Source organism: Phenylobacterium sp. (assembly GCF_037968635.1).
Taxonomy (GTDB): domain Bacteria; phylum Pseudomonadota; class Alphaproteobacteria; order Caulobacterales; family Caulobacteraceae; genus Phenylobacterium.
On sequence record NZ_JBBKVV010000193.1, the window covers coordinates 20135 to 35975 of the forward strand.

Here is a 15841-nt window from a genome sequence, read left to right on the forward strand (position 1 = left end):
GTTTAGGCCCGGCGGCCCGCGCCAGCGGCGGAGACATTATCGACGCCCATGGCGTTCAGCGCCCCGCGCATGATGCCCTCGGCATCGAGACCCGCCTGGGCGTACATGATCTCGGGTTTGTCGTGGTCCTGGAAGATATCGGGCAGCACCAGGGTGCGCACCTTCAGCCCGCGATCCAGGCCGCCATGCTCGGCCAGCGCCTGCAAAACGAAGGCGCCGAAGCCGCCCATCGACCCTTCCTCGACCGTGATCAGGGCCTCGTGCTCGCGGGCCAGGCGCAGCAGCAGCTCTATATCCAGCGGCTTGGCGAAGCGGGCGTCGGCGACGGTGACGGAGAAACCCCGAGCGCCCAGCAGTTCGGCGGCTTTCAAACTCTCGGCCAAGCGCGTGCCCAGCGACAGGATGGCGACGGTCGTGCCCTCGCGGACGATCCGGCCCTTGCCGATCTCCAACGGCGCGGCCAGGTCGGGGATCGCTACGCCCACACCCTCACCGCGCGGATAGCGGAAGGCCGAGGGGCGGTCGTCGATGGCGACGGCGGTGGCCACCGCGTGGGCCAGTTCAGCCTCATCGGAGGGGGCCATCAGGATCATGCCCGGCAGCGAGCCCATGAAACCGATATCGAAGGACCCGGCATGGGTCGGCCCGTCGGCGCCGACAAGACCCGCGCGGTCCATGGCGAACCGCACAGGCAGGCGCTGGATGGCCACATCGTGGACGACTTGGTCGTAGCCGCGCTGCAGGAAGGTCGAATAGATGGCGCAGAACGGCTTCATCCCGTCGGCGGCCAGGCCCGCCGCGAATGTGACGGCATGCTGCTCGGCGATGCCGACGTCGAAGGTCCGGTCGGGGAATTCCTTGCCGAACAGATCGAGCCCGGTGCCCGAGGGCATGGCCGCGTTGATGGCCACGATCTTGGGATCGAGACGGGCGTGCTTGCTCAGTTCCTGGGCGAAGACCTTGGTATATTGCGGGGCGACCGGGGCGGACTTGGCCTGCTGGCCGGTCACCACGTCGAACTTCACCACCGCGTGCAGCTTGTCGTCGGCGCTCTCGGCCGGGGCATAGCCCTTGCCCTTCTGGGTCACGACGTGGACCAGGACGGGGCGATCGGTGATCTCGCGAGCGTTCTTCAGGATCGGCACCAAGGCGTCCATGTCATGGCCGTCGATGGGGCCGACATAGTAGAAGCCGAGTTCCTCGAAGAAGGTGCCGCCGGTGACCATGCCGCGGGCGAATTCTTCCGCCTTCCGGGCGGCTTCCTGTAACGGCTTGGGCAGCACGCGCGCCATCGATTTGCCCAGGTGGCGCAGGGACTGGTAGCCGCCGCCGGAGACCAGCCGGGCCATATAGGCGCTCATCCCGCCCACCGGGGGCGCGATGGACATGTCGTTGTCGTTGAGGATGACGGTGAGCTGGCCCGTGGTCTCGCAGGCGTTGTTCATCGCCTCATAGGCCATGCCGGCGCTCATCGAGCCGTCGCCGATCACGGCGACCACCCGATTGTCGCGGCCCTTGGCGTCGCGGGCCGCGCAGAAGCCGAGCGCCGCCGAGATGGACGTAGCCGCGTGAGCCGCGCCGAAGGGATCGTATTCGCTCTCGGTCCGCTTGGTGAATCCCGACAGCCCGCCGCCCTGGCGCAGGGTGCGGATGCGGTCACGACGGCCGGTGAGGATCTTGTGCGGATAGGCCTGGTGGCCGACGTCCCAGATCAGGATGTCGTCGGGGGTCTGGTAGACATGGTGCAGGGCCACGGTCAGTTCGACCACGCCCAGTCCAGCGCCGAAGTGGCCGCCGGTCTGAGACACGACATCGATCATCTCGGCCCGCAGTTCGTCTGCGAGCTGCTTCAGCTCCGAAGCATTGAACCCACGCGTGTCGGCGGGCGAGGCGACCTTGTCGAGCAGAGGCGTGTTTGGCGGCATGTTACGCGGACAAATCTCTTGAAATCAGTTTCGGCGCTCTAGCACGAAATCCACACTGGCTCGCAGGAATTCAGCCCGCGGGCCGAAGGGATCGAGGTGCGCCTTGGTCTGCTCGATCAGCAGTTTCAGCCGTTCGCGCGCCGCTTCGGCGCCCAGCAGGGTGACGTAGTTGGCCTTGCCCTTGGCGGCGTCCTTGCCGGCCTTCTTGCCCAGCACGGCGTCCTCGCCGTCGTGGTCCAGCAGGTCATCGACAATCTGGTAGGCCAGGCCCAGGTCCTGGGCGAACCCCATCAGGGCGTGGCGCTCGCCCTCCCCGGCATGAGCCATGATCAGCGGCAGCTCGAAGGACACCGCGATCAGGGCTCCGGTCTTCAGGCGCTGCATGCGGGCCACGGCGCCCAGGTCGTCGCGCACGCCCAGCAGATCTATCATCTGGCCGCCGCACATGCCCCTCGCGCCTGAGGCCTGGGCCAGGCGCAACACCATCTCCGACCTGACATTGCCGTCCTTGTGGGTGTCAGGGTGGCCAAGAATCTCAAAGGCCGCGGTTTGCAGCGCGTCGCCGGCCAGGATGGCCGTGGCCTCGTCATAGGCCACATGCACCGTGGGTCGCCCCCGCCGCGTATCATCGTCGTCCATGGCCGGCAGGTCGTCATGCACCAGGCTGTAGGCGTGGACGCATTCCACCGCGCAGGCCGCCCGCAGCACCGGGCGTTCGTCGAGGTCGAACATCTTGCCGGTCTCGATGGCGAAGAAGGGCCGCAGCCGCTTTCCAGGCCCCAGCGCCGCATAGCGCATAGCCTCCGTCAGCCGGGCTTCCGGCCCCTCGGCGCGGGGCAACAGCTCGTCCAGCGCGACGGTGACCAGGTCGGCGGCCTCGGTCACGCGGTGGGCAAGCTCAGGCATCAGTTGAATTCCGCCGCCTCGACCCCCGGCGCGCCATCGGCGCCCATGACGATCTTCTCCACCCGCAGACGGGCGGCCTCGAGGCGGGATTCGCAGTGCGCCTTCAGCTTGGCGCCCCGCTCATACAGCTCGATGGACTGTTCGAGAGGCGCCTGGCCGGACTCCAACTGGGCGACGATCTTCTCGAGCTCGGCCAGGGCCAGCTCAAACGAAAGCCCATCGATGTCAGCGGCGTCGGCCATGTCGGTTCCCGGAGGTGAGCGAGCCAACCTAGAGAGGCCCGCGGCCCCCTGCAACGGGGCGCCCGAGGTTAGGCATCGGACAACGCGCGAACGTGAGCCAGGGCGGAGCGGCCCAAAGCCTCCAGGCCATAGCCGCCCTCCAGAGACGAGACGATCCGGCCCTGGCTGTGCTTGCGCGCCACCGTGGCGATGGCCCGGGTCGCCCAGTCGAAGTCCGGGGCCTCCAGGTTCTGGAAGGCGTCGCCGACAGGGTCATAGGCGTGGGCGTCGAAGCCCGCCGAGATCAGGATCAGGTCCGGGGCGAAGGCGTCGACATGGGGCATCAGGCTCTCAAAGGCCTTCCGCCAGTCTTCCCGTGGGGCGCCGGGCGGCACCACGGCGTTCTTGATGTTGGAGGGGACCGTCTCGTCCGGATGACCGGTGCCGGGCCACATCGGCCATTGCTGCACCGAGGCGAAGAACAGGTCGTCGTGGCCGGCGAAGGCCGCCTGGGTGCCGTTGCCATGATGGACATCGAAATCCACCACCGCGATCCGCTTCAGCCCGCAGGACTGGGCGACCCGCGCGGCGACCGCGATGTTGGAGAAGATGCAGAACCCCATGGGTCTGTGCGGCTCGGCATGGTGACCCGGCGGCCGGACGGCGCAGAAGGCGCGCTGCTGCTGGCCGGCGGCCACGTCGCGCACCGCCTGGACCACCGATCCGGCGGCGCGGCGGGCGGCGTTCAGGCTGCCCGGCGACATGTAGGTGTCTTCGTCCAGCATGAGCATCCCCTGCCGGGGCGCGGCGTCGAAGATCGCCTGGACGTACATAGGCAGGTGGACGCGGGCCAAGTCGCTTGGCTCAACAAGTGGCGCATCGCGGGGGTCTAGATCCAGGTCCGACGCGTCGCTCAACGCGTCGATCACTGCGGTCAGCCGTTCGGGCCGCTCGGTGTGCTTGGCGCCCGGGCGGTGGTCGAGCATGTCCGCATGGGTGTAGAGCGCGACAGTCATCAGAATCGATCCTAACCCCGAAACCGCTCCGAGCCGAATGTCCGAAATCAGCATCCGCCGCGCAGGCCCCGCCGACGCGCCCGTCCTGTCCGAATTGGGGGCGCGAACCTTCAGCGACACCTTCGCCCACCTCTATGACCCCGGCGATCTGGCGGCCTTCCTGGCGGGAACCTATACCGTCGAGGCGATGGCCGCTGATCTGGCCCACCCGGCCAAGGCGCTATGGTTGGTGGAGACGGGCGGCCGGGCTGTAGGCTACGCACAGTGCGGCCCCTGTGACCTTCCTCATCCCGAGGTCACATCAAGCTGTCGCGAACTTAAGCGCTTCTACCTGCTCAAGGCGTTCCAGAACGGCGGGCTCGGCGGACGGCTGTTTTGGGAGACGATGGACTGGATGGAAGCCGGAGGACCTCGCAGTCTGTGGATTGGCGTCTGGTCCGAAAATCACGGCGCGCAGCGATTCTATCAGCGCGCAGGGTTTGAAAAGGTCGGCGAGTACGGATTCAAAGTCGGGTCGACGACAGACCTTGAGTTCATTTTAAGGCGTTCTGCGGATAGGTTTTCTAACTAATCCGCCAGAATGGCTGCTCGCGTTGCGGGTAAAGCGAACAGAACGCCGATAATCGGAGAATTATTGCGGAGATTTAAGGTTCTACGCTTTGACGAGGCCCCTGGCTTTTGCGAGTTTGGCGTCAATCATCGCAGTAGCTGAAAGCGACGGGTGGGATGCTGAGAATTGGATATGTCCGGCTGCGTGACGAACGCTCCGCGGACGATACGGCGACGTTGAAGGCAATCGGGTGTCACGTGGTCCGGGCTGAGGAGCCCGCCGGCCCGATGACCGATGAGTCCACGGTCCTGACTTCGATCCTCGACTTCATTGGCGAGGGCGACCAACTCGTCGTGACCCGGCTCCAACACCTGGCCGGTTCCAGCCGCAATGTCCTCGACGTCATCGACAAGCTCGAGGAACGCAACGCCAGCCTCTACATCGTCGAGCCCGAGATCTGCAGCGAAGGCGAAGGCGGACGCGCCCTGCGCGCCGCCCTCCAGGCCGTGCTGTCAGTGGAGCCCGTCGGCCTGCATCGCCGTCCCCGCGGCCAATCGGCCATCGACCAAATCCGCGCCCTTCAAGCCGCCGGCGTCGGTCCCGTTGAGATCGCCCGGAGACTGGGCGTCTCGCGCATGACCGTCTGGCGCAAACTGCGCGAGGTTGAGGCCCGCGCGACGGCCTAGCGCCTCACCCGCGCCCAGATCGCCACCGCCTGGGTGCTAGCGCGGGGACTGACCATCGTGCCGGTGATCGGCGCGCGCCGACGCGACCGACTGGCTGAGGTGCTTGGGCCCTGCGGGTCGTGCTGACGCCCCACGACATCGAGGCTATCGAGGGCGCAGCGCCCAAGGGTGCGGCGGCGTGGGACCGCTATGCGGCGCCGTAGATGGCCATGCTCGACAGCGAACGCTGATCGCAGGGGCGGCGCATACTGGACAGACGGCGCTCGGGCCTCCATCTTCGCGGGATCAAACAATCGTTCGTCCCCCTATTAGGGAAGCCTGCCATGTTCATGCGCTTTTTCACCGAGCTTCGGGAAGCCAAGGTCCCGGTGACGCTGAAGGAGTACCTCATGCTCATGGAGGCGCTCGACAAGGTGGTCATCGAGCGCACCGTCGACGAATTCTACTACCTGTCGCGCTCGGCCCTGGTGAAGGACGAGAAAAACCTCGACCGCTTCGACCAGGTTTTCAGCCACGTCTTCAAGGGGTTGGAGAAGGTCGACGGGATCGGGGTCTCCGACATCCCGGCCGAATGGCTGAAGAAGCTCTCCGACCAGTTCCTCACCGATGAGGAGAAGGCGCAGATCGAGGCCATGGGCGGCTTCGAGGCGCTGATGGAAGAGCTCGCCAAGCGGATGAAGGACGCCAAGGAAGGCAAGGGCGAGGGCGACGAGGGCAAGGGCGGCATGGGCCCCAAGGGCGACTCGCCCTTCGGCGCCAATGGCTACCACCCCGAGGGCGTGCGCATCGGCCAGGACAAGGGCCGCCACGGGAAGGCGATCAAGGTCTGGGACAAGCGCGAGTATAAGAACCTCGACGACTCCGTCGAACTGGGCACCCGCAACATCAAGGTGGCCCTGCGCCGCCTGCGCCGCTGGGTGCGCGAGGGCGCCCAGGAAGAACTGGACATGAACGCCACGATCCGCGGCACTGCGGAGAAGGGCTACCTGGACATCAACATGCGCGCCGAGCGTCGCAACAAGATCAGCGTCCTGATCTTCTTCGACATCGGCGGCTCGATGGACAGCCACATCAAGGTCTGTGAGGAGCTGTTCTCGGCCGCACGGTCAGAGTTCAAGAACATGGAGTTCTACTACTTCCACAACTGCCTCTATGAGAGCGTCTGGAAGGACAACCGTCGCCGCCACGCGGAGAAACTGAACACCTGGGATATTCTCCACAAATATTCCCACGATTACAAAGTGATCTTCGTCGGCGACGCCACCATGAGCCCCTATGAGATCACCTATCCGGGCGGCTCTGTGGAGCACTGGAACGAGGAAGCCGGCGCGGTCTGGATCGATCGGGTGGCGGGCATCTACGAGAACATGATCTGGCTGAACCCCACCGCCGAACGGCATTGGGACTACACCCCCTCGATCGAGGTGATGAAGCAGCTTCTGGGCGATCGGATGTATCCATTGACCATCGAAGGCCTCGACAAGGCGATGCGGGAACTCTCGCGCTAAAGGTCGCAGGCGGACAATCGTTTGCGACACGCATTAGCCTGCTAAGCTCGTCGCGAACCTTGAGGATTCGCCAGTGACCGACCCGGTGCCGGCCAACGACCCTGATCCGCCCAACGAGGCCGCCACCAAGGCTGCGGTCTTCGCCGCCGCTGAGCGGCTGTTCGCCCTGCACGGCTTCCAGAACGTCTCGGTGCGCGACATCACGGCGGAAGCGGGGGTGAACCTGGCTTCGGTGAACTACCACTTCGGGTCCAAGGACGCCCTGCTGTTCGAGATCTTCCGGCGGCGAACCGGCGAGCTGAACCGCGAACGGGCCCGGATGCTCCACGAGGCCCGCGACCGCCACAACGGCAAGCCGCCGGTGCGGGACATCCTGGAGGCGCTTTTCGCCCCGCCCCTGAAGTGGGCCTCGCCGGACAACGACCGCCGCATCTCGGTGCAGTTCATCATCCGCTCCCGCAGCGAAGGCACGGCGGAGATGCGCGAGGCGCTCACCAACGACGTTTCGCACCTGGCCCGTTTCGCCGATGCCCTGCTGGCCGCCCTGCCCGACATGCCCCGCGAGAATGTCTATTGGCGGCTGCATTTCTGCCTGGGGATGGTCCACAACAACCGTTTCGCCGAGTTCGACCGTCTGCACGTTCTGTCGGACGGGGCCACCCGCGAGAGCGACATCGACGGCCTGCTGAAGCGAATGCTCGACTTCGCCGAGGCCGGCTTCCTGGCTTAGGGACGTGCCGGCCTTCGTCGGACGGGTCTACCTGTTCAAGGCCCTCGACGCCTTCGTCCTGATCTATCCGCTCTATACGGTGATGTTCGTCGCTCAAGGCCTGACGCCGGTCCAGGTCTCGGCCACCTTGATGGCCTGGTCGATCACCGCCTTCATCCTGCAGATCCCCTCGGGCGTCCTGGCCGACCGCTATTCGCGCCGCTGGATCCTGGCCGGCGCCCAGGTCCTGCGGGTGATCGGCTTTCTGGTCTGGATCGCCTCCCCCAGTTTCCTGAGCTGCCTGGTGGGCATGATGTTGTGGGGCGCGAAGAGCGCCTTCACCAACGGGGTGTTCGAGGCGCTGGTCTATGACGAGTTGCACAGCGAGGGCCGAGCCGAGGACTACAGCAAGGTGATCGGCCGCGCCCAGGGAGTCGGGTTCGCCGCCGTGCTTGCCGCGTCCCTCAGCGCCTCGGTGTCGGTGCAGTATGGTTATACGGCGATCCTCTGGGCCAGCGTGGCGGTGGTGGTCGGCGCGGCCTGCGCCGCCATCGCCCTGCCCCGCGCGCGCAAGACACTGAAGGTCGGCCGCCACTATTTGGTCCTGCTCAAGCAGGGGTTTCATACGGTGGCCGGCGCCCCCATGGTGATGGGCTTCATCGCCTTCGCAGCACTCAGCAACGCCTTCGGCGGGGGCCTGGAGGGTTTCTGGCCAATCTTCGGATCGGAGACCGGCCTGCCCGCCTCCCATATCGCGCTGTTCGTCGCCGCCATCAGCGCGGCCCAGGCCGGCGGCTCGCTCACCGCCTACCGACTCCGCGGGGCCAAGACCCCGGTGTTCTTGGCGCTCTTCGGCGCCATCGGCCTGCTGATCGCCATCGCGGCCGCCAGCCTGCAGCCGTGGTCGGTCGCTCTCATCGTGCCCGCAGCCGGCCTCTTCAAGGTGGTGGACGTGAACTTCGACGCCCGCCTGCACCACGCCATCCCGACCGAGACGCGCGCCACCATCGCCGCGGTGAAGAGTTTCTCAGGGCAAGTGATCATGACCGGCATGCTCATGGTCTTCGGCGTCCTGGCGCAGGGGGCATCCTACCAGATCGCCTTCATGGCCTGCGGCGGGGCCATCGCCCTGATAGGGCTGGGCGCCCTGGTGCGGAACAGGCTCAAGCCGCCAGCCCCCACGCAAACCTGAGGTCCTGGACGAACAGTCCATAGGCCTTGGCCTTCGCCTCGGCGTCGGGGACGCGCAGGAGGTAGGACGGGTGATAGGTCACCACGCCCTGGACCTGGTCGGGCAGTTGCAGGGCGACGCCGCGGTTCCTCCCGATGGGCGTGGCCTTGCCGAAGACGCTGAGCCCGGCGGTGGCGCCCAGGGCCACAATGACCCGAGGCCGGATCAGGCGGCGCTCGGCGGCCACCCACCAGCGGCAGGCGGTGACTTCCGACGGGTTGGGGGTCTGGTGGATGCGGCGCTTGCCGCGCAGCTCGTGCTTGAAATGCTTCACAGCGTTGGTGACGTAGGTCTCGGAGCGCGGCACGCCGGCCTCGGCGAGCGCCCTATTCAGCACCTGGCCCGCCGGCCCCACGAAGGGCAGGCCCGCAAGATCTTCCTGGTCGCCCGGCTGCTCGGCCACCCAGCATCAGGCGCGCATGGGCCGGGCCTTCTCCGGGCACGCCCTGCGTCGCGTCCTTGTACAGCGAGCAGCGGCGGCAGGCGTCCACACCGGCAGCTACCTCCTCCAGGCTTGAGGGCGCGAGCGCGTCGAAGGTGGCGTCGCGGGCGGTGCGGGCCATCTGACGGACCACACGGTTGGTCTGGCTGGGAGCTTGGGCGACCATCAGGTTGGTTCGGCCTTCGGCGGCGGCGATCAGGTCAGGAATGAGCCGCGCCTCGGGCAGGTTGCGCCAATAGCGCTTGGGCATCTCCTTGGTCATGGCGTCGACCTTCAGGCGCGCCGGGTTGAAGATGGAGGCGTAGTAGGTGCGCCAGTAGTCCTCCAGGGCGTCTTCACCCGGCGCGTCGGCGGGATCGCCGCCGGGGGTCGTGGCCATCTGAGCGCCGTTCCAGTGGATGCAGACGTCCGGCGTCAGGATCGACCAGATCATGTTGGCGAAGCGCCTGGCGAAGAAGGGCGCGACAGACTCGGTCACCCGGTGCATCGGCTCGAACCACGCGGCATAGGCCTCGGGATCGGCGCTCACCGACCGGAAGCGGACGAAGGCCTTCATCTTGTGGGCCGCCTTGCTGACCTGGCGGGCGAAGTCGTTGGCGCGGGCGACGTCGGGGTCGGTGGCGATGCGCAGCAGGTTGGGTTCGGCGGCCATGCGCCAGAGGAGGCGGTACAGCAATGCGAACCGTTCGGCCGACCGGTGCAGGATGACCTCCTCGGCCAGTTCCAGGAACTCCCGGCTGACCGTGAAGCCCCCAGGCGACGGCGGCGCCAACGGCTCGGGATCGGCGAACAGGTCGCCCTCCCCGTCGACGGTCCAGATAACGGTGTCGGGTGCGACGCCTTGGCCGCGCAGGGTTCGCGCCGCTTGCCGCCAGCCCGCGAAGTCGATCTCGGAGGCCAGCCGTACGACGCGCATCAGAAAAGGCTCAGCTGGGTCGGCGGGGTTAAGCGCGCGCGCAGATCGGCCTTGTCGGTGAGCGCGCCCGGCCGCCAGTCCTGGGTGACGATGAAGGGCTTCAGCTTGTCGAGCCGCCGCGTCAGGCGCTTCACGTCGTCCAGGGTCAGCAACTTGTAGCGGCGGATGTCGAGCATGCGCTCGACGCTGCGCACGCCCAGGCCCGGAACGCGGAGCATCATCTCGCGCTCGGCTGTGTTGAGGTCGACGGGGAAGTCGCCGCGATTGCGCAACGCCCAGGCCAGCTTCGGGTCGATGTCGAGGTCCAAATCGACACCCTCAACCGTGATCTCGTCGTGGGTGAAGCCATAGAAGCGCATGAGCCAGTCGGCCTGGTAGAGGCGGTGCTCGCGCATCAGGGGCGGGCGGACCGGGGGCAGTCGGGAGGTCGTATCGGGGATCGGGCTGTAGGCTGAGTAGTAGACCCGGCGCATGCCGTAGGCGCCGTAGAGGCCGGCGCTCTTGGCCAGGATTTCACCGTCGGTGGCCGCATCGGCGCCGACGATCATCTGGGTGGACTGACCGGCCGGCGCGAACTTTGGAGGCGTTGTTTTTATATATTTTTCAGCGGCTTGATCGATTCCGCGGCGGACGCGGCCCATGGCTTTCTTGATTCCGACGGCGTCCTTCTCGGGCGCGAGGTCGGCCAGGCTGGCGTCACGCGGCAGCTCGACATTGATGGAGATGCGGTCGGCGTAGAGGGCGGCTTCATTGACCAGGGCGGGCGAGGCCTCGGGGATCACCTTGAGGTGGATATAGCCCCGGAAGTCGTGGTCGATCCGCAGCGACTTCGCCACCCGGACCATCTCCTCCATCGTGTAATCGCCGCTCTTGATGATGCCGGAGGAGAGGAACAGGCCCTCGATATAGTTGCGCTTGTAGAAGCTCAGGGTCAGGTCGACGATCTCGTGCACGCTGAACCGGGCGCGCGGGGTGTTGGAGGACACCCGGTTCACGCAGTAGGCGCAGTCATAGACACAGAAGTTGGTGAGCAGGATCTTCAGCAGGCTGATGCAGCGACCGTCGGGCGCGTAGGCGTGGCAGATGCCCATGCCGCCGTCGGTGGACCCCACGCCCTTCCCGCCGACGGAGTCCCGCTTCACCGTGCCTGACGAGGCGCAGGAGGCGTCGTACTTGGCGGCGTCGGAGAGGATTTCGAGTTTACGCTTCAGCGTCAGGGCCACCATGCGGCGACCCTATCGTTCCCTATTTGTTCTTACAAGCTGAGCCGCGGCGCAATTCTGTGGCTAGAGTTTTGGCGCTGGGCCGGCCGGGGCTGGAGGCGGGACAGGCGCCACAGGAGCGGCCGGCGCCTCAGGCGGGGTTTCGACAGCCGGCGCCTCAGGCCCCAGCGTCACGGCTCCGTCAGCGGGCAGCTCCGGAATAGCCAGGTCTTCCGTCTCCACGGGCGGGCCTTGCACCAAGGCGCGCTTGGGCGCGTCGCGGTTCACGGCGTAGGAGGCGAACTCCTTCCATATCTTGGCGGGCAGGCCGCCGCCGACCACGCCGTTCATCGAGGCGTTGTCGTCGTTGCCGACCCACACCCCGACGACCAGATCGCCGACATAGCCGATGAACAGAGCGTCGCGATAATCCTGGGTGGTGCCGGTCTTGCCGAAGGCGCCGGGGATGGCGGCCTCGATGCCGGTTCCGCGCTGGGTGGCCGAGCGCAGCAGGTCGCGCATGCCGGCCAATTCGGCCTTGCCCAGCTTGTGGACGGTCCTGGGTTTGCGGAAGCTGGCCAGCCCGTGGGCGATGACCGGCGCCTCGCCGGCGTCGATGGCGGCGTAGGCGGCGGTGAGCTGCACGAGGCTCATGGGCCCGGTGCCCAGCGCCAGGGTCAGGTCGTTGGGAATGGTTTCGGTGATGCCGAGATCGCGGGCTGTGCGGACGATGTCGTCGCGCCCGACCTCTTTGGCCAGGCGCACGGCGGCCACGTTGGAGGAGCTGGCGAAGGCGGTGATCAGCGGGACCATGCGGCCAGCGTACTTCACCTCGTGGTTCCGGGGTTTCCAGCCGGAAACTTCGACGGGGGCGTCGAGGATCGGGCTGGTGGGTGTCCAGCCTTCCCGCAGCGCGGCCAGATAAACGAAAAGCTTGAAGGCGGAGCCCGGCTGGCGGGCAGCGTCGGCGCGATTGAACTGGCTGACCTTGTAGTCCCGCCCCCCCACCATGGCGACGACCCGGCCGTCGGTGCGCATGGCCACAAGGGCGCCCTGGCCGACATTCAGCACCTTGCCGTCGCGGTCGAGCGCGCGGGCCAGGATCTTCTCCGCCTGGGCCTGGAGCTTGGTGTCCAGGGTGGTCTTGACCACCGTCTCGCCGTAACTCGCCTCCAGCACCGCCTTGGCCTGGGGGATCACCCAGTCGGCGAAGTAGGATCCGGTGGGAATGGGCTTACGGCCGCCATAGGGACGCACGCCTCGGGCCGCGCTGCGCGCCTGGGCCGCGGTGATCAGGCCGGTGTCGGCCATGGCGCCCAGCACCACCCGCATGCGTTCGCGTGCGCCCTCCAGATTCTCGGTGGGCGCCAGGCGTGAGGGCGCCTTGACCAGTCCCGCCAGCATGGCGGCTTCGCCGATAGAGAGGGTCTCGGGAGTCTTGTCGAAATAGTGCCGGGCCGCGGCGCGCAGGCCAAAGGCGCCGTCGCCGAAATAGACCGAGGACAGGTAGCGCGAGAGGATCTCGTCCTTCGACAGCCGGGCCTCAAGGTAGAGGGCGATAATCGCCTCCTGGGCCTTGCGGCGCAGGGTGCGCTTGTTGGACAGAAACGCGTTCTTCGCCAGTTGCTGGGTGATCGTTGACCCGCCCTCGGCCACGCCGCCGGCCTTGGCGTTGGCGTTCATGGCGCGGGCGATGGCCTTGGGGTCGATCCCCACGTGGCTGTAGAATCGGCGGTCCTCGATGGAGACGAAGGCGCCTGAGACGTATTTGGGCATCTGCGCGACCACGACCGGCTCTTCCTTGTAGGAGCCGCGCCGGGCGATGGGACGACCGTCGGCGGCCACCAGCACAAGGGTCGGGTTTTCCAGGGGCTCCAAGGCTTGGCCCAGCGGCAGAGAGCCCACCAGCCAGACCATGAGGATGAGCAGCAAGGCCGCAACGCCTGCGCCGATCTGCCAGGGCCGGCGCATCCAGATCGGTGTCACGCCATCGGCGGCGGCGGTCACCGGGCCGGGCGCGATCTCGGATTGCGGCTCTGAACCTGGGACCACTTCAGCCGGCGGATCGGGCTCCGGCGTGAGCTCCGGCTCCGGATCGGGCTCCGGGTCTCGCATCATGTCGGGTTCTGGAGTACCGGCGCCGGCGTCGGGAAGCTCATCGACCTGCGACGGTGTCTCTGTGGCCTCCGCCGCCTCTGGGGGCGAGGCCCCGTCGGGCTCGGGCGGATCGACCTCGGGGCCGTTGTCGGACATGCACGTCGCATTCAATCGGGCGGGGGCCCGTGGGAGCGGCGTCCATACCACATCGGGGCGGGACGCCAAGCGTGGCCACAAGCTGGATCGCGAGGGTTGCGCCTGGAACGGTGCGGCGCGTCGGTCGTTCCGGGTTTCTACCCTTCGAAGGAGCTTCCCATGCGAGTGATCCTCACCCTGGCGGCCGTGTCGACCCTGGCGCTCTCCACCGCCGCCTGCAACGACAAGCCCAACGCCACCGGCGCGGCGATGCCCGACACCGATGCGGTGGCCGGAACCGGCGCGGCGACGGCCCCGGACGCCGGCGTCACCGGCGCGGTGCCCGCCGATGGCTCCCCGCCCCCAATGCAGGCCACTTCGCCGGCCGCCGAGGGCGCGGGCATCGGCACGACAGGCGGCCAGGGCGCCGGCGACGGGAAGCCCTAGGCCCCGGCCCCAGTCGCCGGAACCTCGGCCCGACCCGTCCGTTCGTGGCGCAAGATGACCCGGCTCACTATCCGTCACGAGACACGCTACCTGTATGAGAGACCGGTGGGATTTGGTCGGCACCGGTTGCTTCTCCGGCCGCGCGACAGTCACGCGACCCGCGTGGTGGAAGCCTCGATGAGCTTCTCGATGCCGGCGGCCACGCGCTGGGTCTATGACGCGCTCGGGAACTGCGTATGCCTGATGACCCCTGAGGGACGATCCGAGGCCCTGACGATCATAAGCCGGCTCACCATAGAGCGGTTCCCGGCGCCGCTGGCGCCGTTGGCGATCGACAATCCCCATACGGCCATGCCCATCGTCTACGACCGTGGCGACCGCACGATCCTGGCCCCTTTTGTCGATCCGGCGACAGACGACCCCAACGGCATGCTGCTGGACTGGGTCCGGGCCCAGGCCGGCGGAACCTATGAGCCGGCCCTGGACTTCCTGCAGCGGCTGAACCGCTACATCCACCAGCACTTCGACTATCGCGAGCGCGACGAGGAAGGCACCCAGACGCCCGCCTTCACGGTGACCATGGGCTCGGGCACCTGCCGAGATTTCGCCTGGCTGATGGTGGAAGCCCTGCGGAGGCTGGGCTACGCGGCCCGCTTCGTCACCGGCTACCTCTACTCGCCACGCCATTCGAGCGTCAGAGGGGCGGGCGCCACCCATGCCTGGTGCGAGGTGTTCCTGCCCGGCCTCGGTTGGATGGAGTTCGATCCCACCAACGGCCTGGCGGAGTCGGCGGCCTTGATCCCGGTGGCGGTGAGCCGCACGCCAGAGGAAGCCACGCCGATCGGCGGCATGATCCTGGGCGATCCCGGCAAGAGCGAGCTCTCGATTCACGTAGATGTGCGCCCCGCCGGCGCACCGGCGGATCCGGCTTGAGCGTTAGTGGGACGGGAGGACAGGCCGATGACCAAGGGCTTCGATCAACAAAATCCATCCACCAACTTCAGCTTCCCCAAGTCCGCGCCCAAGCCGCAGCACGGCCAGGCGCCGGAGCATGTGCCTGCAAAGGTGAAGGCGCCGCGGGGATTTCAGCCGCGTCCAGGACACTGACAACCCGCTGATTCCAGCCGCATCGGCCGAGCTCCGTGGTGATCGGCCACCCTCGGTCCGGCAGGGATGGACAGGGCTGAGCCTTCATTCGGACAGGCGGAGTCTATGTCGGTCCATGGACTCCGCTTAAGCTTAGTCTCTAACGCGCTTCCGGCGTCGGAGACCGTCCATTTGCCCAGCCGCCGCCAACCATGATCTTCACGCAGCGCCGAGCGGTGTTGACCCTGGGGGTGACCCAGACCATCGGCTATGCGTGCTCGAGTTACCTGCCCGCGACGCTCGCCAAGCCCATGGCGGCCGATGTGGGGATGTCCACCTCCGGCGTGTTCCTGGCCTTTTCCGCCGCCCTGCTGCTGCAGGCGGTGACCGGCCCCCGGGTCGGCAGGCTGGTGGACCAGCGCGGTGGTCGCCCGCCCCTGACCGCCGCCAGCCTGCTGTTCGCCGCGGGACTGGTGGGACTTGCGATTTCCCAGACTCCCATCGCTCTGATCGCATCGTGGCTGATCATCGGCCTGGGCATGTCGGCGGGGCTATACGACATCGCGTTCGCGGGATTGGTCAGTTGGTTCGGGGCCGAGGCCCGGCGCTCGATCACCGGGGTGACCCTGATCGCGGGCTTCGCGAGCACCATCGGCTGGCCGATGACCGCTTGGCTGGAGCATGAGATTGGCTGGCGGGGCGCCTGCCTGGTCTGGGCGGCGCTCAATGTCGTCATCGCCCTGCCCCTGCACCTAAGCCTTCCC

General features: G+C 67.2%; 17 protein-coding genes. 9 read left to right on the forward strand and 8 right to left on the reverse strand.

Translation table 11 applies throughout. The features are described 5' to 3' along the window. Positions 1-2: 2 nt before the first annotated feature. The 4 genes from dxs to AAC997_RS20605 form a co-directional block, all read right to left on the reverse strand. Positions 3-1925 (reverse strand): 1-deoxy-D-xylulose-5-phosphate synthase, encoded by a 1923-nt coding sequence (gene dxs, locus AAC997_RS20590; protein ID WP_340647580.1) that lies wholly within the window; start codon positions 1923-1925, stop codon positions 3-5. Positions 1926-1949: 24 nt separating this feature from the next. Continuing rightward, positions 1950-2831: a polyprenyl synthetase family protein gene (locus tag AAC997_RS20595; protein WP_340647581.1), complete on the reverse strand. Its 882-nt coding sequence runs from the start codon at positions 2829-2831 to the stop codon at positions 1950-1952. Next, positions 2831-3073, reverse strand: a complete 243-nt coding sequence (locus AAC997_RS20600) for an exodeoxyribonuclease VII small subunit (RefSeq protein WP_293494267.1) — start codon at positions 3071-3073, stop codon at positions 2831-2833. The genes AAC997_RS20595 and AAC997_RS20600 overlap by 1 nt, the downstream gene beginning before the upstream one ends. 68 nt (positions 3074-3141) lie before the next feature. Next, entirely contained in the window at positions 3142-4068 is a 927-nt protein-coding gene (locus tag AAC997_RS20605; RefSeq protein WP_340647582.1) for a histone deacetylase family protein, read from the reverse strand. Between the two features lie 37 nt (positions 4069-4105). On the opposite strand from AAC997_RS20605, the gene AAC997_RS20610 reads away from it, so the two are divergent. The 5 genes from AAC997_RS20610 to AAC997_RS20630 all read left to right on the forward strand — a co-directional run bounded on the left by AAC997_RS20610 (position 4106) and on the right by AAC997_RS20630 (position 8713). Beyond that, positions 4106-4639, forward strand: coding sequence for a GNAT family N-acetyltransferase (locus AAC997_RS20610; RefSeq protein ID WP_340647583.1), 534 nt, complete (start codon positions 4106-4108; stop codon positions 4637-4639). Positions 4640-4794: 155 nt separating this feature from the next. Further along, entirely contained in the window at positions 4795-5304 is a 510-nt protein-coding gene (locus AAC997_RS20615) for a recombinase family protein (RefSeq protein ID WP_340647584.1), read from the forward strand. A gap of 323 nt (positions 5305-5627) precedes the next feature. Further along, positions 5628-6812, forward strand: a complete 1185-nt coding sequence (locus AAC997_RS20620) for a VWA domain-containing protein (protein WP_340647585.1) — start codon at positions 5628-5630, stop codon at positions 6810-6812. A 73-nt stretch (positions 6813-6885) separates the two neighbouring features. Next, positions 6886-7542: a TetR/AcrR family transcriptional regulator gene (locus AAC997_RS20625; protein WP_340647586.1), complete on the forward strand. Its 657-nt coding sequence runs from the start codon at positions 6886-6888 to the stop codon at positions 7540-7542. A gap of 4 nt (positions 7543-7546) precedes the next feature. Further along, positions 7547-8713 (forward strand): MFS transporter, encoded by a 1167-nt coding sequence (locus AAC997_RS20630; protein WP_340647587.1) that lies wholly within the window; start codon positions 7547-7549, stop codon positions 8711-8713. On the opposite strand, the gene AAC997_RS20635 is transcribed toward AAC997_RS20630, so the two are convergent. From AAC997_RS20635 to AAC997_RS20650, 4 genes are read right to left on the reverse strand one after another with little or no spacing between them, the layout of a single operon-like run. Beyond that, positions 8685-9155: a UdgX family uracil-DNA binding protein gene (locus AAC997_RS20635; protein ID WP_340647588.1), complete on the reverse strand. Its 471-nt coding sequence runs from the start codon at positions 9153-9155 to the stop codon at positions 8685-8687. The two genes, AAC997_RS20630 and AAC997_RS20635, sit on opposite strands and share 29 nt — an antisense overlap. Further along, a complete protein-coding gene (locus AAC997_RS20640) occupies positions 9079-10110 on the reverse strand; it encodes a TIGR03915 family putative DNA repair protein (protein WP_340647589.1) in 1032 nt (343 codons plus the stop codon). Before AAC997_RS20640 ends, AAC997_RS20635 begins: the two co-directional genes overlap by 77 nt. Further along, on the reverse strand, positions 10110-11336 hold the full coding sequence (locus tag AAC997_RS20645) for a putative DNA modification/repair radical SAM protein (protein WP_340647590.1): 1227 nt from the start codon (positions 11334-11336) through the stop codon (positions 10110-10112). The genes AAC997_RS20640 and AAC997_RS20645 overlap by 1 nt, the downstream gene beginning before the upstream one ends. A 60-nt stretch (positions 11337-11396) precedes the next feature. Beyond that, entirely contained in the window at positions 11397-13565 is a 2169-nt protein-coding gene (locus tag AAC997_RS20650) for a transglycosylase domain-containing protein (RefSeq protein WP_340647591.1), read from the reverse strand. A gap of 159 nt (positions 13566-13724) precedes the next feature. On the opposite strand from AAC997_RS20650, the gene AAC997_RS20655 reads away from it, so the two are divergent. From AAC997_RS20655 to AAC997_RS20670, 4 genes are all read left to right on the forward strand, one after another. Next, a complete protein-coding gene (locus AAC997_RS20655; RefSeq protein WP_340647592.1) occupies positions 13725-13991 on the forward strand; it encodes a hypothetical protein in 267 nt (88 codons plus the stop codon). Positions 13992-14045: 54 nt separating this feature from the next. Next, positions 14046-14924: a transglutaminase family protein gene (locus tag AAC997_RS20660; RefSeq protein WP_340647593.1), complete on the forward strand. Its 879-nt coding sequence runs from the start codon at positions 14046-14048 to the stop codon at positions 14922-14924. Between the two features lie 27 nt (positions 14925-14951). Further along, entirely contained in the window at positions 14952-15098 is a 147-nt protein-coding gene (locus AAC997_RS20665) for a hypothetical protein (RefSeq protein ID WP_340647594.1), read from the forward strand. A gap of 191 nt (positions 15099-15289) precedes the next feature. After that, on the forward strand, positions 15290-15841 hold a 552-nt coding region (locus AAC997_RS20670), incomplete at its 3' end, for an MFS transporter (RefSeq protein WP_340647595.1).